The organism is Psychrobacter sp. N25K4-3-2, from assembly GCF_015351755.1.
In the GTDB taxonomy this organism is placed as follows: Bacteria; Pseudomonadota; Gammaproteobacteria; order Pseudomonadales; family Moraxellaceae; genus Psychrobacter; species Psychrobacter glaciei.
Genome location: NZ_JADKLX010000006.1, coordinates 26205 through 46899, shown reverse-complemented (window position 1 = coordinate 46899; position 20695 = coordinate 26205). Strand labels below are relative to the sequence as shown.

General features: G+C 44.1%; 19 protein-coding genes. 12 read left to right on the top strand and 7 right to left on the bottom strand.

Annotation, left to right across the window (positions count from 1 at the left end):
• Nucleotides 1-40: 40 nt before the first annotated feature.
• On the bottom strand, nt 41-1144 hold the full coding sequence (locus tag IOD06_RS12235) for a polyprenyl synthetase family protein (RefSeq protein ID WP_194621082.1): 1104 nt from the start codon (nt 1142-1144) through the stop codon (nt 41-43).
• 806 nt (nt 1145-1950) lie between these two features.
• On the opposite strand from IOD06_RS12235, the gene fadB reads away from it, so the two are divergent.
• The 5 genes from fadB to IOD06_RS12210 all read left to right on the top strand — a co-directional run bounded on the left by fadB (nt 1951) and on the right by IOD06_RS12210 (nt 7863).
• A complete protein-coding gene (fadB, locus tag IOD06_RS12230; RefSeq protein WP_194621081.1) occupies nt 1951-4110 on the top strand; it encodes a fatty acid oxidation complex subunit alpha FadB in 2160 nt (719 codons plus the stop codon).
• A gap of 230 nt (nt 4111-4340) precedes the next feature.
• Nucleotides 4341-5513, top strand: a complete 1173-nt coding sequence (fadA, locus tag IOD06_RS12225) for an acetyl-CoA C-acyltransferase FadA (protein WP_194621080.1) — start codon at nt 4341-4343, stop codon at nt 5511-5513.
• 323 nt (nt 5514-5836) lie between these two features.
• On the top strand, nt 5837-6412 hold the full coding sequence (locus tag IOD06_RS12220; protein ID WP_189586717.1) for an isochorismatase family protein: 576 nt from the start codon (nt 5837-5839) through the stop codon (nt 6410-6412).
• A gap of 124 nt (nt 6413-6536) precedes the next feature.
• A complete protein-coding gene (locus tag IOD06_RS12215; protein ID WP_194621079.1) occupies nt 6537-7166 on the top strand; it encodes an HD family hydrolase in 630 nt (209 codons plus the stop codon).
• A 91-nt stretch (nt 7167-7257) separates the two neighbouring features.
• Nucleotides 7258-7863, top strand: a complete 606-nt coding sequence (locus tag IOD06_RS12210) for a DUF1287 domain-containing protein (protein ID WP_265087679.1) — start codon at nt 7258-7260, stop codon at nt 7861-7863.
• Between the two features lie 113 nt (nt 7864-7976).
• Here the strand turns inward: IOD06_RS12210 and asd are convergent, their stop codons facing one another.
• Nucleotides 7977-8819 carry an archaetidylserine decarboxylase gene (asd, locus tag IOD06_RS12205; RefSeq protein WP_194621078.1) on the bottom strand — a complete coding sequence of 281 codons (843 nt, stop codon included), beginning with the start codon at nt 8817-8819 and terminating at the stop codon, nt 7977-7979.
• 116 nt (nt 8820-8935) lie between these two features.
• Here asd and dtd point away from each other — a divergent pair, with 116 nt between their 5' ends.
• The 3 genes from dtd to phoR all read left to right on the top strand — a co-directional run bounded on the left by dtd (nt 8936) and on the right by phoR (nt 11376).
• Nucleotides 8936-9388 carry a D-aminoacyl-tRNA deacylase gene (gene dtd / locus IOD06_RS12200; protein ID WP_194621077.1) on the top strand — a complete coding sequence of 151 codons (453 nt, stop codon included), beginning with the start codon at nt 8936-8938 and terminating at the stop codon, nt 9386-9388.
• 144 nt (nt 9389-9532) lie between these two features.
• On the top strand, nt 9533-10237 hold the full coding sequence (gene phoB / locus IOD06_RS12195; RefSeq protein ID WP_010200659.1) for a phosphate regulon transcriptional regulator PhoB: 705 nt from the start codon (nt 9533-9535) through the stop codon (nt 10235-10237).
• 62 nt (nt 10238-10299) lie between these two features.
• Nucleotides 10300-11376, top strand: a complete 1077-nt coding sequence (gene phoR, locus IOD06_RS12190; RefSeq protein ID WP_227670046.1) for a phosphate regulon sensor histidine kinase PhoR — start codon at nt 10300-10302, stop codon at nt 11374-11376.
• Here the strand turns inward: phoR and IOD06_RS12185 are convergent.
• On the bottom strand, nt 11373-11963 hold the full coding sequence (locus IOD06_RS12185; RefSeq protein ID WP_194621076.1) for a M23 family metallopeptidase: 591 nt from the start codon (nt 11961-11963) through the stop codon (nt 11373-11375). The genes phoR and IOD06_RS12185 overlap by 4 nt on opposite strands.
• Before the next feature lie 180 nt (nt 11964-12143).
• On the opposite strand from IOD06_RS12185, the gene IOD06_RS12180 reads away from it, so the two are divergent.
• Complete coding sequence (locus IOD06_RS12180; RefSeq protein ID WP_194621075.1) at nt 12144-12866, top strand: DUF3820 family protein; 723 nt, start codon at nt 12144-12146, stop codon at nt 12864-12866.
• A gap of 55 nt (nt 12867-12921) precedes the next feature.
• Here IOD06_RS12180 and IOD06_RS12175 read toward each other — a convergent pair whose 3' ends face one another.
• Nucleotides 12922-13875, bottom strand: coding sequence for an alpha/beta fold hydrolase (locus tag IOD06_RS12175; protein ID WP_265087678.1), 954 nt, complete (start codon nt 13873-13875; stop codon nt 12922-12924).
• Nucleotides 13876-14292: 417 nt separating this feature from the next.
• Here IOD06_RS12175 and IOD06_RS12170 point away from each other — a divergent pair, with 417 nt between their 5' ends.
• Nucleotides 14293-14970 (top strand): TIGR00730 family Rossman fold protein, encoded by a 678-nt coding sequence (locus tag IOD06_RS12170; protein ID WP_010200649.1) that lies wholly within the window; start codon nt 14293-14295, stop codon nt 14968-14970.
• Nucleotides 14971-15126: 156 nt separating this feature from the next.
• Here the strand turns inward: IOD06_RS12170 and IOD06_RS12165 are convergent, their stop codons facing one another.
• Nucleotides 15127-16794 carry an FAD-dependent oxidoreductase gene (locus IOD06_RS12165; protein WP_227670045.1) on the bottom strand — a complete coding sequence of 556 codons (1668 nt, stop codon included), beginning with the start codon at nt 16792-16794 and terminating at the stop codon, nt 15127-15129.
• A 698-nt stretch (nt 16795-17492) separates the two neighbouring features.
• On the opposite strand from IOD06_RS12165, the gene IOD06_RS12160 reads away from it, so the two are divergent.
• On the top strand, nt 17493-17927 hold the full coding sequence (locus tag IOD06_RS12160; RefSeq protein WP_194621074.1) for a hypothetical protein: 435 nt from the start codon (nt 17493-17495) through the stop codon (nt 17925-17927).
• Nucleotides 17928-18011: 84 nt separating this feature from the next.
• Here IOD06_RS12160 and IOD06_RS12155 read toward each other — a convergent pair whose 3' ends face one another.
• Entirely contained in the window at nt 18012-18617 is a 606-nt protein-coding gene (locus IOD06_RS12155; protein ID WP_194621073.1) for a YceI family protein, read from the bottom strand.
• 777 nt (nt 18618-19394) lie between these two features.
• Between IOD06_RS12155 and IOD06_RS12150 the strand changes: the two genes are divergently transcribed.
• On the top strand, nt 19395-19694 hold the full coding sequence (locus tag IOD06_RS12150) for a type B 50S ribosomal protein L31 (protein WP_010200640.1): 300 nt from the start codon (nt 19395-19397) through the stop codon (nt 19692-19694).
• Nucleotides 19695-19830: 136 nt separating this feature from the next.
• On the opposite strand, the gene IOD06_RS12145 is transcribed toward IOD06_RS12150, so the two are convergent.
• Complete coding sequence (locus tag IOD06_RS12145) at nt 19831-20691, bottom strand: SGNH/GDSL hydrolase family protein (protein WP_194621072.1); 861 nt, start codon at nt 20689-20691, stop codon at nt 19831-19833.
• Nucleotides 20692-20695 lie beyond the last annotated feature (4 nt).

The following is a 20695-nucleotide window of genomic DNA, read 5'->3' as shown; positions in this document are numbered from 1 at the left end:
AATTTGCTACGATATCTTTTATCGTTTGTAATTCGCTAAACTATTTCTTACGCGACCATAGCCATTCAATCAATGCCAATAGGGCATCGTTGTCTGTATTAGGATTATTGTCTGTGCTATTCGTTTGCTCATAACTGCTCAAATCATCACTACTTAGCTCACGCATAATCGCTGCGCGTCCATCATTAAATAGCGATTGTGCATAGTCGGTCGCCTGATCCACGCCCATGAATTTCACATAGGTAGACTTGTCCAGTTTTTCATCGCTGCCGGCAGGTTTGCCCAGCGTATCGGTGCTAGTCGTCACATCTAAAATATCGTCTTGAACTTGAAAGGCCAGACCAATGTGTTGGGCGCACTCTTGTAGTGCCATACGCTGCGGAGCCGTCGCCCCAGCACATATACCACCCATAAGCATGGCTGCTTCAATCAATGCGCCCGTTTTATCACGGTGAATGGCTTCCAAGTCGCTTTGTGAAATGCTATCACTGGCTTCTGCATTGAGATCTAGCATTTGACCGGAGACCATACGTCTGGCACGCGGCGCAAATATAGCGAGTAGCTGGCTGGCGATATCTGAGTCATAAGGCGCAAAGGTAGGCAGCTCTGCGGTCAATACTTCAAAAGCTAGCGTCTGTAATACGTCACCGGCGAGTAGGGCGGTCGATTCTTCAAATACGATATGAGCCGTTGGCTGACCGCGGCGCAGGTCATCATCGTCCATACAGGGCAAGTCATCATGCACCAACGAATAGGTATGCAATAGCTCTACCGCCAATGCTGCACGGCGCGCCATATCATAATCTGAGTCGTTTTCTAATAACGAGGCTAATTCATCGCTGACTGCATTGTCTTTATCAATACTCTTATCACTGTGATCATTCACGTTGGCAAAGGCGCTGGCGACCAGCAGTGGACGCACCAATTTACCTTGACCCGTCATCACATAACGGCAAGCATCCAACAGTGGGCTTGGTAACTGGGCATAAGCAAACAGCACGTCGATGTCTTGCGCCAATTGCTCGCGCACAGCACTATGGAATTGCTTGGTGCTATTATTGGCATTGCTATCGGTGCTGCTGTCAGAGCGATTAAAAGACTTAAAGCTAGTAGGCATAACGCTTGGCGTAGAAGAAACAGTCATAATCCAACCATTTATCAGAGGAGTAATAAAATTATCGTTAGTGTAGCATGAACGATTATATTGCTTGTGTGAGACAGAGTATCAATCGATTGTTTTTGACATTTTTCTGTTGCGGTCTGTTTGGGACAAGGCTCACTTAAGCCGAAAGATAACAACAAGATTTCGTTACGCATAGATGATTTCACTCATTGGTTGAATATGTTCTGATAAAAGAGCAAGCTAAGCGAGGTACAATTAATCGGATAGCACCAACGGTCTACCATCTTTGAGATGGTACTCATTCAAGATTAGGTTCATTGTTTATCTAAGTTAGTGATTCAATTCGATAACTAAGTATACAGTTGTTCACTAAATAACTTTTAGCGTAAGGTAAATGCCTGCAAGCGATTTAAGAGTGACTTGCGAGTATGGCATTAGCTTGTGACAGTGAGGGGCATAATCCCCTACACTAATTGACGTGAAAATGATCTGGTGACGATGGCAATAGGTTTTTACTCAGGTTATTTGGTCGTCGATGCCTCATATCGCACCATATCTCAGTCAATATTTATAACATCAACACTTGCAACAGCAGCACCTTGAAAGAAATTATATAAATGAAGTGTCATATGATGTCATGTAAGAAACGCAAAATAAGTGCATCATCATGAGCGCTAGATAATAAAGACATCTTCACTCGTGCGTAGACTCTGTGTTGGTTTTTATGACACAACAGGCGCACAGTGCTATTACCCATTTTACTAACAGTAACTGGCTATTTATTTTAATTCAAAACGTAGCTTTCGTTATATAGAAAGGAGTTTCAGATGGTATACCAAGGAAATCGCATCACGGTGACAATGCTAGAGGATGGCATCGCCAATATGCAGTACAACGCCGAAAATGAGAGCGTGAACAAGTTTGATGCCGAAACCAACAAGCAGTTTGGTGAAGCCGTTACCGCTTTAGAAAAAGCTGATGACGTAAAAGGTCTTATCGTAACTTCGGCGAAAGGCGTATTTATCGCTGGTGCTGACATCACAGAATTCGTCGGTTCTTTCAAAAAGTCAGAAAGCGAGATCAAAGATTGGGTCGTTCATGTTAATGACGCTTTCAATCGTTTTGAAGACTTGCCGTTTCCAAAAGTTGCTGCCATTAATGGTGCGGCAATGGGCGGCGGTTGTGAGATGACATTGGTTTGTGAATACCGTGTCATGAGTGACAAAGCGATTATCGGTCTACCAGAAACTCAGCTAGGTATCTTCCCAGGTTTTGGTGGTACGGTTCGTAGTACGCGTATCATTGGTATCGACAATGCGCTTGAGCTTATCGCGACTGGTAGCCCAAAGAAAGCATTGGCAGCACTAAAGCTAGGCTTGGTTGACGCGACGGTTCCTGCTGATGACTTGCAAGATGCAGCGATTGACTTGGTCAAAAAATGTATCTCAGGTGAGCTTGATTGGAAAGCAAAACGTGAAGAGAAATTGGTGCCTGTTAAGCTAAATCAGCTTGAGCAAGCCATGGCATTCAACAGTGCCAAAGGTATGATCTTTGCCAAAGCAAATCCTAAGCAATATCCAGCACCAGCGCTAGCGATCGAAGCAATCGAAAAGCATGTGAATTTATCACGTGACAAAGCGATCGACGTTGAAGCGACCTATTTTGCAAAAGCGGCGAAAACCCCACAAGCAGAAAGCTTGGTTGGTCTATTCTTAAACGATCAATTGGTTAAGAAATTAGCGAAACAGCACAGCAAGCAAGCACATGAAATCAATGAAGCGGCTGTACTAGGCGCTGGTATCATGGGTGGCGGTATTGCCTATCAAGCAGCCAGCAAAGGCTTGCCAATCATTATGAAAGACATCAAGTCTGAGCAATTAGACCTTGGTATGGGCGAAGCCAGCAAGCTACTTGGCAAAATGGTCGATCGCGGCAAAATGACCCCAGCAAAAATGGGCGAAACCTTAAGCCGTATCCGTCCAACGCTTAATTATGGTGACTTTGCTGAGACTGATATCGTCATCGAAGCAGTGGTAGAAAATCCAAACGTGAAGCGTGCGGTACTAAAAGAAGTAGAAGGTCTAGTAAAAGACGATTGCATCCTAGCGTCAAACACCTCAACGATTTCTATTACTTTCTTAGCTGAAGCACTTGAGCGTCCAGAAAACTTCGTCGGTATGCACTTCTTTAACCCAGTAAACCGTATGCCGCTAGTAGAAGTTATTCGCGGTGAGAAGTCATCTGAAGAAGCGATTTCAACGACCGTTGCTTTGGCCACAAAAATGGGCAAAGTGCCTGTTGTGGTTAACGATTGCCCAGGTTTCCTTGTGAACCGCGTATTGTTCCCATACTTTGGCGCCTTTGATTTGCTGCTTAAGCAAGGCGCTGATTTCGTCCATGTTGATAAAGTCATGGAAAAATTCGGCTGGCCGATGGGTCCTGCTTACCTAATCGACGTCGTTGGTCTAGATACGGGTGTACATGGCGCAGAAGTCATGGCAGAAGGTTTCCCTGACCGTATGAAGCCTGATTATAAAGGTGCGATTGAGCTTTTATATGAAAACAAACGCTTAGGTCAGAAAAACGGCGTTGGTTTCTATAAGTACGAAATGGACAAGCGCGGCAAGCCAAAGAAAGTTGCTGACGAAGCCACTTATGAGCTACTCAAAACCACGACAGATAGCGACAAGCAAACCTTTGACGATCAAGCGATTATCGACCGCACTATGCTGGCTTTCTGTAATGAGACTGTACGTTGCCTAGAAGACAATATCGTTAGCACGCCATCTGAAGCTGATATGGCGATGATTATGGGCGTTGGTTTCCCGCCATTCCGCGGTGGTCCTTGCCGTTATGTCGACCAAATGGGTCTAGATAACTACTTGGCATTGTGTGAAAAATACGCCCATCTTGGCAAAGCCTATGAAGCGCCGCAAAAGATTCGCGACATGGCAGCAGCAGGCGAGACCTTTTACGCCACAGCGTAATAGGCAGTCACTACTAGGATGAAGTGCCGTACGTTTGCTATTTAGGCTAAGAGCAATTGAGACATGAATCGTCTCCAATAGTGAACGTACGATTATAGTTAATTCAATTTAGAGCTAGCACAAGGAACTCAATCGCTAATGTACCTATTGTACTTTAGGCGAGATTGACGAGGTAATAGCACTAAAGTGGACTGACTACACTGACAATAAAAATTGAAAAGGAAGATAGTATGACAATTTTAAGTCCAAAAGACGTGGTCATCGTAGATGGCGTACGCTCAGCGATGGGTAAAACCAAAAACGGCATGTTCCGTCACGTTCGCGCTGATAGCATGTCTGCTGAATTGGTACGTGCATTGGTTGAACGTAACGATTTCGATCCACGCGACGTTGAAGACATCATCTGGGGTTGTGTCAACCAAACGCTAGAGCAAGGTCTAAACATCGGTCGTAACATCGGTCTGCTGGCTGGTATTCCAAAGACTGCTGGCGGTCAAACCGTTAACCGTCTATGTGGTTCTTCTATGCAGGCGCTACACACTGCCGCTGCCCAAATAATGACCAATCAAGGTGATGTGTTCATCATCGGTGGTGTAGAGCACATGGGTCACGTCGGCATGATGCATGGCGTTGATCTCAACCCTGAAGCATCAAAGCATTATGCAAAAGCTTCAAACATGATGGGCTTGACCGCTGAGATGCTGGGCCGTATGAATGGCATCACCCGTGAAGAGCAAGATGCCTTTGGTCTTGAGTCACATCGCCGTGCATGGGCTGCGACCACTGAAGGTCGTTTTGACAATGAAATCATCGGTATCGAAGGTCATGATGCTGCTGGTCGCTTGCAACTATGTACCGTTGATGAAGTGATTCGCCCTGATGCTACGATGGAGCAAATGCAAAATCTACGTCCAGCCTTTGATCCTAAAGGTGGTACGGTAACGGCTGCTACCTCATCTGCATTATCTGACGGTGCGTCTGCAATGCTAGTGATGAGCGCACAGAAAGCCAAAGAGCTAGGTCTTAAGCCACGTGCTCGTATTCGCAGCATGGCTGTGGCCGGTTGTGATGCCGCTATCATGGGTTACGGTCCTGTTCCTGCGACTCAAAAAGCACTTAAGCGTGCTGGCATGAGCATCAGCGATATGCAAACCATCGAGCTAAACGAAGCATTTGCTGCTCAAGGCTTGTCAGTACTAAAAGCGTTGAACTTGACCGACAAGCAAGACATCGTCAACATCAACGGTGGCGCGATTGCGCTAGGTCATCCACTAGGGTGTTCTGGTGCTCGTATCACGGTTACCTTGCTAAACGCGATGGAGCAGTCAGATACTGAAATCGGTCTAGCGACGATGTGTATCGGTCTTGGCCAAGGTATTGCTACTATCATTGAGCGTGTGTAATTTTAGTCTGACTTATACGGTATGCCATCGTATCAGCATCAGTCGTTGATGGTGGCATCATATGAATAAGATTATACGAATACTTAGATAGTAACGACGTGCCAATAAATAAAACCTCTAGTCATTATGGCTGGAGGTTTTTTTATGGGCTAAACTAAGGAATTTCGATGTTGTAAAACAGATTGTGTATTGTGATTAAAAATTATCTCCATTGACGCACTCAGCAAACTATGACTAAATGAGCATAAGGCTAATAAAGACAATATCAATGATAAAACTAACATAGCCTTTAACAATAAAGTCAGCCGTACAAGGAGTGTGCCATGTCTACTATGATTACCGACCGTACCTATCGAATCGCTCGCGAAAATACCCAAGCGATGATAATCGATGTTCAAGAACGCTTAACGCCGCATATTTATGACCATGAAAATATCGTCAAAAAGACAGTCACTTTGATCAAAGGTCTACAAGCCCTTAACATCCCAATTATGCTCAACGAGCAGTACAAAAAAGGTTTGGGCGATACGCTACCTGAGATACGTGAAGTATTAGAAGGTGATAATGCCAAAAGCTTTGAAAAAGTTACCTTTAGCGCTTGTGATAATAATGATTCATGGCATTATCTAGCGCAGCAAAATCGAAGCATTGTCCTATTATTTGGTGTCGAAGCCCATGTTTGCGTCATGCAAACGGCGCTGGATTTATTGGATAATGGGATGCAGCCAGTTATTATTGGCGATGCCGTTGGGTCGCGCTTTCCTTATGACAAAAAACAAGCCATTCGCCGTATTCGACGCGCTGGCGGCGTGATTACAACAGTAGAATCCATTCTGTTTGAATTATGCCGCAGTAGCCAAGACCCTGCCTTTAAGACTATTAGTAATTTGATTAAGTAGCGGATGCGATAAAGGGTCGAGAATGACAAACTCTTAGCGTTGTTGTTTCAATCATTGTAAATTATTTTCGTGAAAACAGCGCTTGATAAGACAGGCGCTGTATTGCATTTAATCAGAGAGAAATATGTCCTCAAACATACCTATAACATTGACCGATCCAACGCGCGATGCAAATATTAAGATAGATGACGTCACGCATTTTTTATTAGAGCTTGATGCCCTAAAACGTGTCAATCGACGCAGCTATGTGACGGGGACGACTCGCTTGGAAAACTCTGCTGAGCACTCATGGCATTTAGCAATGGCATGCTGGTCAATCGCTGAATTGTTTGAGTTAGACGTCAATCATGAAAAATTGCTTAAGATGGCACTGGTGCATGATTTGGGTGAGATTGATGCGGGCGATACTTTTTTATATGCTGATACCCGTCGTGATGCGCACTTCGAAGAGCGCGAGGGTATTGCTCGATTACAACGCGAACGCGGTAACGGGATTGTTGATTTAAGTGAGATCTGGGAGGAGCAGGAGACAGGTAATAGCAAAGAGGCTGATCTACTTAGAGTGGTCGATCGTTTGCTGCCATTTTTGCTTAATTTAAATACTGAGGGCAAAACGTGGATTAAGCTTGGTGTTACACGCTCGCAAGTGGCAGGGGCGCATGAATTTATCAAAGACAGCTTTCCTCCCATCCATGATTGGTTATCACAAAACATTGAATACGCGACCCAGCAAGGGTGGTTGGTTGATAAGTAAATTGATAGCGTCACCTTGTTACTGACTCGCAACGTTTGACGCTGTTTAAAATCTTTATATTGAATAGTGTTAATAATAATAGAGAGGTTCCATGCACTTATTTAAAAACTATAAAACATGGTGCAAATCGCTAGCCTTTGTCAGCATGCTGGGACTAGCGCAAATGGCGCAAGCGCTTGCTCCTATCAGTGATGGCGATAAATTGGCGCACGATGCTAAAAAACAGATTGGTGTCACGGTGAGTTATGATCCTACTTACCGTAAGCTGGACTTTCCGCGTGGCGATGTACCAATAGAGACTGGCGTCTGTACCGATGTGATTGTCCGTGCTTATCGTTTGCAAAATGTGGATTTGCAGCAATTGATCAACCATGATATGAAATCAAATTGGTCGGGCTACCCAAAGATTTGGGGCTTAAAGTCAACGGACAAAAATATCGATCATCGACGCGTGCCCAACCTTGAAACGTTTTTTGCGCGTCATGGACAGACGTTATCTACGACCGATAAAGGCAGTTTTCAAGCTGGTGATATTGTAACGTGGCGCTTGCCAAAGGGTAACTTGCCGCATATCGGTATTGTCTCGGACAAAATATCCGCCGATGGTACGCCGCTGATTATTCATAATATCGGAAGTGGTGCGCAGGAGGAAAACATCCTATTTGCTTATCCTATTCATAAGCACTTTCGATATTAGAGTGCTTTCACTATGAGTCGTTATTTTCAGTAGAAAGCAATGAATAAAAAGCCCAGTCAAACGTCATTATCTACGTTTAACTGGGCTTTTCAGTATTATGAGTTTCTTACAAATTAAGCTTGCTGAGCTTTTGCTTGACCCAATAACTGTCCCATTTTTACCACGCTATTGGCTTTCATGCTGTCCTGCCAATCTGCTTTTGCGGCTTTTGGCAAAACGACAATCGCCGTTGAACCCAAATAAAAGCGTCCAAGCTCAGCGCCTTTTTCAAAGCTCATGTCGTGATCTGCTTCTTGGATGTCCTCAGTGCGGCTGATTTTGCCAGTGGCGACGGTTTCGATACCAGCGACGATCATAGCGCCGACCATTACCACGGCAGCTTTGCCGTATTCTGTATCAAATAAACAGACCAAACGCTCATTACGAGCAAATAAATCAGGCACGTTCTCGGCCGTGGTATTATTGACAGAGAACAGTGTGCCTGGCACATAGCGGGTCTTAGTTAATGTACCCGCAAATGGCATATGCACACGGTGGTAATTACTAGGCGCGAGATAAACAGTCGCAAAGCTACCATCAGCGAAGTAGCTACCATCTTCGCTGTCAGCAAGTAATTGGCCAACATCATAATGACGACCTTTGGCCTGTAGTAGTTTATGGTCTTCAATTTGACCTAGCTGCGAGATGATACCGTCAGCAGGACTGACAATACCGTTGGCGCTGCTGTCGATAGTACGTGCATTTTCTTTGAGCTCACGGGTAAAAAAGTCATTAAAGCTCTCATAAGCATTAAAGCTCTGACGCTCATACTCACCTAAGCTGACGCCGTAAGCTTTGGCAAAGCCACGAATAAAGGCACGTTTGACGTACGGATGACGGCTGGCGGCTAGACGCCCAGCGACTTTACTCAGCTGCTGCTGCGGGACAAGCTGTTGTAAGGTGGTAAATACATTCATAATAAGGCTACCAAAATAGGATTGGAAATAAGAATAAAAATTAGGCAAGTTAATAGCTGTATTTTATCATGGACAGCATATTATTGTCTGAGCATAATCTGTTAAGGAATCAGTAAATGAAAGCACTTATACAACGGGTGAGCCATGCCAACGTCGTCGTCGATCAGCATTGTATTGGCAAAATCGATCATGGGATATTGGCATATATTGGCTTGGGGCATGAAGATAGCCTGCAAACTGCCCAACGCATGATCGACAAAATCTTGGCCTATCGTATTTTTGAAAACAATGAAGATCCTGCCAAGGTCGGTAAACTGGATAAAAATGTGCAACAGGTCTGTGGCGGACTGTTGTTGGTGTCGCAATTTACTTTGATGGCAAAAACAGACAAGGGTCGTCGCCCTGACTTTGGTGGCGCGATGGCACCTGATGCTGCTCAAGTGCTGTTTGCACAACTGGTTGATTATGCCAACACTCAGCATCACAATATTGCCACTGGTCAGTTTGGCGCTGATATGCAAGTTGCCAGCGTCAATGATGGGCCCTTAAACTTTTTATTAGAAGTATAAAAATTATCTGTCATCAAGCTGTCATAATTAGTCCGTTTAATAAGTAGAAACGGGCGAGTGTTTATCGCCTCTTTCTGTATCTTGATTTTTTGAATGCTAACTTTTTGAACGCTGATATTTTGACTATAATAATAAGGTTGCCGTATGTACAATGAGCAAATTTTGATCGTCGAGGATGAGCCTGCGATTCGTGAAATGATTGTGATGACGTTAGAGATGGCTGGATTTGATAGCTTGCAGGCTGCCGATGCATCAGAGGCGCATCAGCAAGTGGTTGATCACCGTCCGGCGCTCATATTATTGGATTGGATGCTGACCGGCGAAAAAAGTGGTATTGATTTTTGTCGTATGCTCAAAAACGACGATTTGCTCGCTGAGATACCGGTTATTATGCTAACCGCCAAAAGTGAGGAAGACAGTAAGGTTCATGGTCTTGATGCAGGTGCTGATGACTATATGACCAAGCCTTTTTCGACACGGGAATTGATCTCAAGAATCAAGGCAGTGCTACGTCGTAGTAGTACATTGAGCGCCGATAAGCCTATCGAAATCGGCAAGCTTAGCTTAGATCCCAAAAGCCAGCGCGTAACGGCGGCAGGTCAGCTCATTGATATCGGCCCGACAGAGTATCGGTTGTTGGCATTTTTTATGAGTCATCCAGAGCGTGCGTATACAAGGACACAGCTGCTAGATCAGGTTTGGGGCGGCAATGTCTATATTGAAGATCGAACGATTGATGTGCATATTCGGCGTTTACGTAAATTACTACAGCCTTATGACTGTGCTACGCTGATACAAACGGTGCGCGGTACTGGGTATCGGTTTTCCAGCTTGATTGAATCCAATTAGACCAAGACAGAACAAGTTGTGGCAAGCGTAAAACAACGTAGAAGACAGTAGTAAGGATAACGATGACGATAATGCCGATAAAAAATGAGCAAGAGCAGGTTGCCCAGCACAATACAACAAATCAACTCAAAAAAATCCGCAGTGCCTTACTAGCTCTACGGGATGCGGTCATTTTGCTCAATGATGATGATGGTTTGGAATGGTGGAATCAGGCAGCGGAAGATTTATTGTTATTGCAGTCAAGCAATAAAGGTCAAAGCATTTTTGACTTTATCACCGTGCCTGAATTTCGCCAGTATTATCAGGCTATCACGCCACCGAGCGATGGTGTGCACATGGTGTCATGGCGAGATCCTAAACGTTATCTAAAGTGTGAACTGACGCCTTTCGGTGATGAAAAACTACTGATAATTTATGATGTGACACGCTTGCAGCATTTGGAGCAAATGCGCCGTGACTTTGTGGCCAATGTCTCGCATGAGCTGCGTACGCCATTGACCGTACTGATGGGCTATCTAGAAAACTTCTCCGATCAAGAGGATATGCCCCCGCAGTGGCGGCGTGGTTTTGAGCTAATGACTCAGCAGACTGCCCGTATGAATAGGATTGTGAATGACTTACTGCTGTTGTCTCGCATCGAAATAGAAGAGACGCATGAGCTAAATGATATTGATATGACCAAGTTACTGACGCATATCTATGATGATGCGCAGGCGTATAACCAAGAATATGGTCATACTATTCATTTGCAGATAGACACTTACGATGGACTGTATGGCTCAGAGATGTACTTAACGAGCGCCTTATCCAATTTGGTGATTAATGCTATCAAATACACGCCAAAGGGTGGCAACATCGCTATCAGCTGGACAAAAACATCGGAAGGCTGCCGCTTTGCCGTCGAAGATGATGGTCTAGGTATCGCGCCCCAACATATCGAGCGCTTGACGGAACGCTTCTATCGCATCGATAGCGGACGCAGCCGTGCTACGGGTGGTACGGGCTTAGGGTTGGCAATTGTAAAACATGTCTTATATCAACATGAGGCGCAACTAACCATAGAGTCGGTAGAAGGCAAAGGCTCGACCTTTAGTGCAGTATTTCCTAGCGCTTATGTACGTTCTGCCCATGCCCCTTAATCTTTTTGTAAAAGTGGGTAGGGGTTCACTGCGCTGCCATTGATATAAATACCATAATGAACATGGGTTGGCGTTCCTTTAGCATTACCGCTGTCGCCAACATAGCCAATGATATCACCAGCATTGACCCAGTCATTGGGCACGATGTCGGCATAATCCTCTAGATGGGCGTAATAATGTCCTGCGCCGCCCGGTCCGACCACCACTACCACGCGTCCCCCTAATGTATTTTCGCCAACTTTGCTGACGATGCCTTGCGTCGTAGCTTGTATCGGTGTGCCCCGCGCTGCAAAAATATCGATGCCTTCATGGGAGCGCCCTTGGCTACGTGCTGCGCCCCAAGTGTCGGTTAGATGCTGCTCTGGTAGTGGACTGGGAAGGCTGTTTTCTATGGGCAATGCTTGCTGCAATAAACTCAGTTGCTGCCATTTTGCCACGACAAACGACTGTGTCTGTTGGCTAATGCTAGGTAGTAATTTATCAAATACAAATAACAGCGCTAGTAACACCGTAGCCCTTATTATTAGGCTTAGCAAACGGCTGAATAGTGTTGGCTTTGGTGGTCGATTATTGCCATCTGCTAGCATTGATGTCTCTTATATATCTGATGTAGTTTAAGTTAGTATTATAAAACCCCTATCTTACAAGGTGTGTATAGCATTGTTATCTATGGTTTTTACCCCCATAAATACAAGTACAATAAATAGAGTTTTATCTATTTATTGTTCCTATTCAGCCACGATGGTGCTATTGATGGTTAAATTTTTATGACTGATACTTTTAATCCTACTGACATTTCTACCATGGCTGATACGGCGCTGGTTATCGATACCGAAACCGATCAAGGCCGTGATCCACGACCGATTCAGGTGGCGACTATCAATGTGGCCAGCGGATTTGAATGGATGAAATATTTCAACAGTGGTCGCTCGATATCACCCGTTGTTATCAAAGTGCATGGTATTACGGATGAAGATGTGGCTGGGCTTGAGCGCTTTGATTTGGATCAATTTGAATTGCCCAAGTACTTAATTGGTCACAACGTACGTTTTGATTGGCGGGTAATTGGTAGCCCTTCTTCCAAGCTGATTTGTACCGTGAGGCTGGCGCGCGTGGCCTTCCCAGAATGGAGCGCTTACAGTCAATCTAAGTGTATCGAGCAATTATTGGGCAAGTCTGAGGCGAGCAGAATGACGATAGCCGCTCATGACGCGCTAGGTGACGCCCGTATGTGCTACTTACTTTATCAAGCTTGCTGTGAGCGTCTAGAGATTGCGCCGACTGATTTTGCGGCGGCACATGCTATCTCTAACAAAGCCAATCCCGTGAGCAAGATGCCCTTTGGTAAGTATAAAGGTAAGCTGATTAAAGACGTGCCCATCAACTACGTGAAATGGATGCTCGGTAACATCCATAATATGCAGCCGTCGCTTTATTCAGCATTGACGAAGCGTATTAAGGCAGCAGACGTAGAAAATGCAAAACAGTAAAGCGCATTATCATCTGTTCTATTTTTATTCATGCTCGAAGCTGTAGTTTTGGAAGTTATTGTTGCTGATTTAACCAATCTACCGCCATTTGCCATAACTCAGGTGCCTTGGCATTGGTTCGACCACTAAAATAGCGCATATGACCGATGCTGCTTAATCCAAAATCTTTCGGCTCAAAAAAGCGTTTTTCGACCGGCATCTTTGTATAGACGCGAATCATGTCGTCGATGTTTTTGCTATTCGCAATTTCGTCATCGCTAAAGCCTAACCACAGTGCTGGCATGCGAATGTCATCATAAAAATGCGTGTGAATACTTTTGCCAAAGGCAGTCTTTATATAACCTGAGCCATTGCACCATTCGCGCCACTGACGAGCCACGCCGCGTGGTAGCGGCTCACCCATGCCGATTTTATCTGATGGGGTGTAACCTAATGCAAAATTCGTGACAGGAATGAACGCATCCATAAAACCCATCGCTTTAATTTTATACGGCATGTCCATGTTCTTGATACAACCTGACGAGCAAGCGACATTGAACACCGAGGCGATAGCGTTATAATTGCGCATCAGACCAATCAGCTGACCGCCTGCGCTATGACCGATGAGATGGTAAGACGCATCAGGAAACTCATCTTGCAACGCATCCAGGACGGCTGGCATGTCATGACGACCCCAGCTTATCAGTGAGGCATCACATTTGGCCAAATCGGTTGCTAGTGACTCGCCGATACCTTCGTTGTCAAAGGTCAGGACACCGAAGCCCTGCGCTGCTAGATGGCTCGCAAAGTTATGATAAAACTGACGCTTGATACCAGTGGCAGGCGCTATCATGACGACGGCTTTGACGGATTCTGTAGGGCGATAAACCGTTGCTGCCAACGCTTGATTACGCTCAGTCATGATACTTAGTGAGTAGCTGCCGTTATCGTCGTTGCTTTCATGGTCATTATTAGCGTCGATTGTGTCACCTTGTTGCGTTCTAGAAGATGGCGCATGGTTATTATGCATAAAAATACCTTGATGAGTTTTGTCGTTTTTATTAAGGATGATAAGTATTGACCTGCAACGTTTTATGTCAGGTCAGTGCTAAAAAATGTAGTCATTGCGTAGCGATAAATCGTTGCTACCGCGTGATAGCACGGCTTATGTTAAGATAAACGCTAGCAAATAGCAGGATAATGAGCGTTATTTGATTTTCTCTGTCAGCAACCAGATTTATGCTATTTTTACTGACCACTTATAAAAATAAATATAAAAATCACAAATAGGTGTGAGTTTGACGGATGCTTATTATGCGTAATTAATAGACTGCTGACAACACTTTAGAGCCTAGTGATAAACGTCATATTGTGTCATTCTAACAAACGATAAACCCCTTTAAAGAACCATTCAATACAATAATCTAAGCAAACTTAGGAGCGTTATATGCAAATGAAAATTAATAATGAAAATTATGAAGTTATTACCAGCCAAGATATCACTCATATCGAAAAAGCCGTGGATAAATCAACATTAGCGATGCCGCTGGTGGCTGTTTATTGTGGGTCACGACTGGGTAATAGTGAGGTTTATGAGCAAGCAGCCCGTGAGCTTGGTCGTGCTCTAGCAGAAAATGGGTTGGGTTTGGTTTATGGCGGTGCCAGTATTGGTCTAATGGGTGCAGTGGCTGACGACGTTATCAAAGGCGGCGCGCAAGCTGTTGGTGTGATTCCCACCTTTATGCTCAAACACGAAATCGCCCATGAGGGTCTGACTCGTCTGCATCTGACCGATACCATGCACACGCGCAAGACGGTCATGGCAGAGTACGCGGATGCTTTTATTACTTTACCCGGTGGCCTTGGTACACTCGAAGAGATTATGGAAATCGCCACATGGCGTCAGCTGTATCAACATGAAAAGCCGATGATTATTCTGAACATTAATGGCTTTTATGATCGCATGATTGAGCACTTAAAATATACCACGGAACAAGGCTTTATGAAGCAGCAAGATCTTGAGCGTTTGGTGGTTTGTAATACCATCGCTGAAGCGATTGATTTGTTACGGACAATCGTGACGATAGATGATGCGGTCGATACTGAAAAAATGGCAGGCAATTAAATATATGTCTATCGGAATATAAGCTGTTAAATGGTCTCATTGTATATAAGAAAAAAGGAGGTCGTCGCTAATCACTAGCGACGACCTCCTTTTTTCTATACTCTTTAGCGTTGGTTTCTACCAGATTTATCGAACGTATTAACAGACGGCAAACGCCTAAGGCTGAGCTGGTGTTAAATTCTCTAACGCCATCTCGCGAATGCTATGATTGACATCAGCCATCGCCGCTGGGAAACCACGATCTTCAGCCAAGACGCGTGCCACTTTATCAATCGTTAAGCTATCGTTGTTGGCTAGATAGGCCCATTCATGCGCATAGCGACTACGATTTTCTGCTGTGTCATTGTCAATTAAGCCAAGAGTCGTCAATTCATTAACGATTTGATCAGCAGCGATTAAGGTGGACGACGCTTTGACATTTTCTGCGCGGGCGTAGCGTATATTAGAGTATAAACTCACATCTGCTACCCGCAAGGTATCGTCCTGCCCCGGGATTTGCTGCCCGCCGTATAAGGCATTACCGACGGTGCGTGCACTGTTAAAGGTCGGTACAAACTCTGCTACGTACTCAATCGCTTGCTGGCTACGGGCTTGTAGCGGTGCTTTGTCCCAGCCATCTTCGATATAATGTACATACTGAGGCGGTAATTGAGGTTGTGCACTGGCTTTATCAGAAGCGACCAAGCCATCAGTAAATAGGGTGATGGCTTTACTCATACCGTGGATTTGAAAGTAACCGCCTGGATAAGGGGTTAGCTGCGCCATACCTTCTGGCGTACCGCGACTGCCATACACGATAATCTCGGGTATTTGTCCACCAGCGTCACCCCAGTGCGTGATATAAGAAGATTTGAACTCAACCATACGTTCGACTTTGACACCGACCATATCGTCGATAACACCAGTGCGAAAACCGCAAGCATTGACCAAGTAATCGACTTCGATAGACTCAGGTTGAGACTGGCTCGCTTGCTGGTAATCGACTCGCCATTTTGTGACATGGTGATCAGCATTGGTACAGTTCTCACAATCCACAGGCATGACTTGCTTAATTTCCGTATTGGTAAAGACGTGCGCATGCTCATAGCCTTCTAAGGCGAGTTGAGCAGAAGCGGCTAAACGAAAAATATTCCAGCCGTACTCTTGCACGACGATAAGCGGAAACTTCACTTTGTTCAAGTCCAGATATTTGGCAACCGGTATCATCCATTCGTCAACCGTGCTCGGTATCGCAACTTGCTCACGTTCAGACAGCGCAATCAGTTGCTCATGACTATAGAGCTGATAGTAGTTTTCCGGTTCGCCCAGTACTTTGTTATTGCTGTCTTGTGCGATGAGCTCGCGATAAGCATCGGTCAAGATATCGAGACGCGGGAGCAAATCTTCGGGCAAGCCTTCGTCGCGCGTTGGGACAGCAAATACGGTTGGACGTACATCGATGGTATAAGGATAAAGGCGCAGAATATCGATACACTGCTTAAGCAAAGCAACGCAGTCTTCGTCAGGGATTTCACGGTATAGATTACCACCCGCGTGCAAATGGCACATTGGTGGACCATCGATAAGCGACTTCTTTTTTTCAAAGACGTAGGTCTCAAGCCCTAATGCAGCGAGGCGAATAGCAATCGTTGCCCCTGCAGTACCGCCGCCTAGAATGCCGACGCGTTTTTTAGATAGCTCGTCCTTTGTGGCAGCCGCTGCTGTATCAAGTTTAGTCTCTAAAAATTCGATATCTTTGAGATCAATATCTTGAGCATCAGTATTCTGCGATTCAGCATCGTGCAGGATGGCTTGAGAGGCGTTTTTGCTAAAATTATCGGTCATTGTCGTTGTTATATCCTTGATAGCATCAGCGTCGGGACATGCTCTGCTTATTCATATAATTGTTTGGGCATATAAGTGTCTGATCATGTCAGTGTCTTGAATCTTGTTGTAGCTATTGATATGCGTGCGGATACAGTCAAGTTCAACATTCATATGAGACCGCTATAGTCATACTTTTGATTATATGGCTCTTCTCATATACTGCTTATCATTTATAGCGCTATTTTACGAAAACCTACTGTGCATATGATGACAAATACGTAAGTAGATGCATTAGTTTTGTCAACAAATTGCCATGGACTGTCTTGACCATGAAAAACAAAAATAGAAATGAGACGCCTAGCATCATTTAAGTATCAACAATCCTTTAAACGTCCATCAACATGAAATACCTTTGCTCATAAGATTCATGTGATGGTTTATTAATTTGTAATATTCGCAGGTTTTTGTAAGTTTATATTCTGACAAAAACGACCGTTTTATAGCATATGCTATAGTAAAACGACTTGAAATCCTCTGTGAGAGTAAAGCGTATGAAAGTAAAGCAACTGTCTGAGCGTATGACTTAACTATCGCACAAATCAGCAGATTGCAATATTGATAATTAATGAACACCATGTTCAATAAAAATTTAGTTCAATAAAAATTTAGATTAATGAGATGTTTTTTTAAATACTTTTAAATACAAGGAAGTGATTATGAAACGTATTCTGATGTTATCTGCCTTAGCCAGTGTGTTGACCGTAACGGGTTGTTCGACGCTAAACAATGTGTTTGGCAACGACGATTCAGGCATGCATGATGTACAAGCTACCATGAGCAATAAGGCGCCGGTTGCCAGCATGAATGGGATGCTAGTCGATGCCACCAACAAAATGACGCTATATACCTTTGACAAAGACTCCATGAACAAATCAGAGTGTGGCTCGGCATGTCTATTAGCTTGGCCGGCGTTTATGGCTCCTAGCAATACCCAAGCTTCTGGTCAGTTTGCCGCTTTCCAACGGGAAGATGGTAAGTATCAATGGGCTGTCAATGGTAAGCCTTTGTACTTTTATGCCAATGATACAAAAGTTGGCGATACCGACGGTGATAACAAGCTTGGCGTTTGGCATATCGTTAAAACTAAGTAAAACAAGTAGGTTTCAAGTCTAAAAAAAGCAGCCATCATAGTGGCTGCTTTTTTAGGTAAAGGTTTTTTAAAAAATATTTCAGCGCTATTTTGTTGTTTTCTGTACCAATTCACCATCGATTTGAATGGGAACATCGGTAGTAATGCCAGCAGCAAACGCCGTCATACCATAGGCTGCGCGATCAATGATACCGGTAGCACGAAAACCGATGACTGGCTCTTTCGTAAGAGGGCTGTTGGCGATTTTATTTAACGTTACGTCTAGTGTGAGGGGCTTGGTTTGACCAAGCATTGTGAAATCACCCGTTACTTTGGCTTGTTGCGGGTTGCTAAAAGTGACTTGGGTAGATTTAAAAGTCATCGCTGGGTATTTAGCCACATTAAAAAACTCATCCGTTTTTAGATGCTTATCACGGGCATCCCAATTGGTATCGATACTATCGGTTGCAATTGTAAAACTCATATTGGTTTTGCTAGGGGCTTTGATATCGTAATTGACCACACCTTGCACATCATTAAAGCGACCCATGGTCGTTGAAAACCCTAAGTGATTGACAGAAAAGCCAACACGGGTATGTGAGTCATCTAATTGCCATTGGCTAGGTAATGCCGCGCTTGCCATGGTGGTGACCGCAAGTGCTGAGCTGATGAGTAGAGCTTTCGTGGTAGTTTTTAGGGCAGTATTTATCATTGTTTATTATCCTTATTTAGTGACTGTTAATGAGGAGTACTTCATTTAATAACCGTTAATTTAACGATGATTAATTTAACGATTATTAATTTACGAGTATTGAATGGTCACTGAGGTGACGTTTGTCATAATAGCAGTAAGTATTTATAAAAGCAGGCTATGAGCAACAGGGCTAATATTTTATGAATCTTAATACTAAAAACTCAATACTAGGGCGTGTCCTCAATTCAATTGATCATATCTAAACGGGCTAAAAATGGCTAAATTTTGCCAAGCATCGTTAAATAGCTGGTTAATATCCTGATATTATCTGCGCTATTTTCCTCGTTTGACTGCAATTTATCTCATTTTTATCACCATTTTTAAAATGAGGACACGCCCTAAAAAGTAGGTATTATTTAAATAATCTACAAATTCCGTCTTTATTAAGTGGTTTATCTAATCAAATATTATAATAGCATAAAATACTTATCTCAATAACATTGTCGGTTTGCTGGTGCTTTATCCTCTATGATGATCGCAACTGCTGCTTGCATCAAACGCCAAAAACCGTTAAAATCGCGGTTTAATTTTCCCGCTGGGGAAGGCTAGGTAAGCAGAGGTATGGTGTTGGGTGCTGGAATAAGCCAGTGACGCAGCTGCCAGCCTTGCAAATGTCCTTAGTGCCTCAGTTACGTATGCTCAGTTTTATAAGTGCTTTTTTATAAGAATTTCTTTATAAAAGCTTCGACACATTGTCAATAAGACTGTAAATACATCGGACATAGAGAGTTTATTATGCGTAAAGATATCCATCCTGATTACCAAGAAGTTTTGTTCCACGACACTAACGCTGACGTGTTCTTTTTGACTCGTTCAACTGCTAAAACAAAAGCCACTCGTGAATACGAAGGTAAAGAATACCCATACTACCCACTTGATATCTCAAGTGCGTCGCATCCATTCTATACTGGTGAGCAACGTAAAACTTCTACCGAAGGTCGTGTTGCTAGCTTTAACAAACGCTTTGGTGCGTTTGGTGGCCGTAACAAGAAAGCTGCTGATTCTACTGAACAAGCTGCTGATTCTGCTGAATAAATTACGCTTATCGCGTCAATTTATTTTGCTAAGCCATAAAAAACCGCTGATTATTCAGCGGTTTTTTTTGTTTAAAATTCAACGGTAAGTTTTAGGTTATTAAATCTTGAGCTGTCAGTTTTTGAGATATTAGCTTTTAGAAAGCAGGGCGGCTCAATTTGGCAGCTGATGAATTAAGCAACTTGACAATGAGCTCTGCCAACTGCTGCGCCCAGTAGCCATACATTAAACTACTAGGGTGGAAGCCATCACTGGCAAACATCACCTTGATATCAATTGGCATACCCTTAGAGTGCTCTTCTATCATCCGTGGAAAATCAGTGGCCATATAAGTCACGCCTTCATTACTTGCACATACTTGTTGTAATGTTTTATCAAGCATTGAAGCTTTAGCACCGACGAAGTTATTCAAAGGGGCCGGTATCGCAGGCATTTTCGCCATAGGCGGTAGACTCAAAAAAATCAATTGCCGTACACCAAATTTACGCTGAGCGATCGCAACAATATCTTCGATTTGCTGCTGCCATTTACCTACAGAAACGTTCGAGGTGGTGTCATTGACGCCAACACTCAGCACCATTACATCGATAGGGTGGCTAGGCGCGGGCAGCACATACAGCCTGCGCAAGATATCAAAGCTGGTATGTCCGGTGGTCGCTTGCAACGACCAGACCAAGTTAGCAAACTGAGTATTAATCACAGATTGCTGCGCTAAGATTGGCATCAAATTACCGACGAGTGCCTCATGCTGTGTCTGACTACCAACACCCGCTGCTGCTGAATCGCCAACGATCATGAGGTTTAGCGTGTGCTTGGTCTTATCTTCAGTATTAGCAATGGTATCAGTCGATTTGCCTAATTGAATATGTCCGTGTCGCTCTCCGTTTGGCTCAGGCAAACGCACCGTATCACGCTTGATTTTGCGGCCTTGATAAAGATAAACAGGGGCGAGTAGGACGTCGCGTGCAACCGACGCCATTTTATTGCTATTTATCATATTG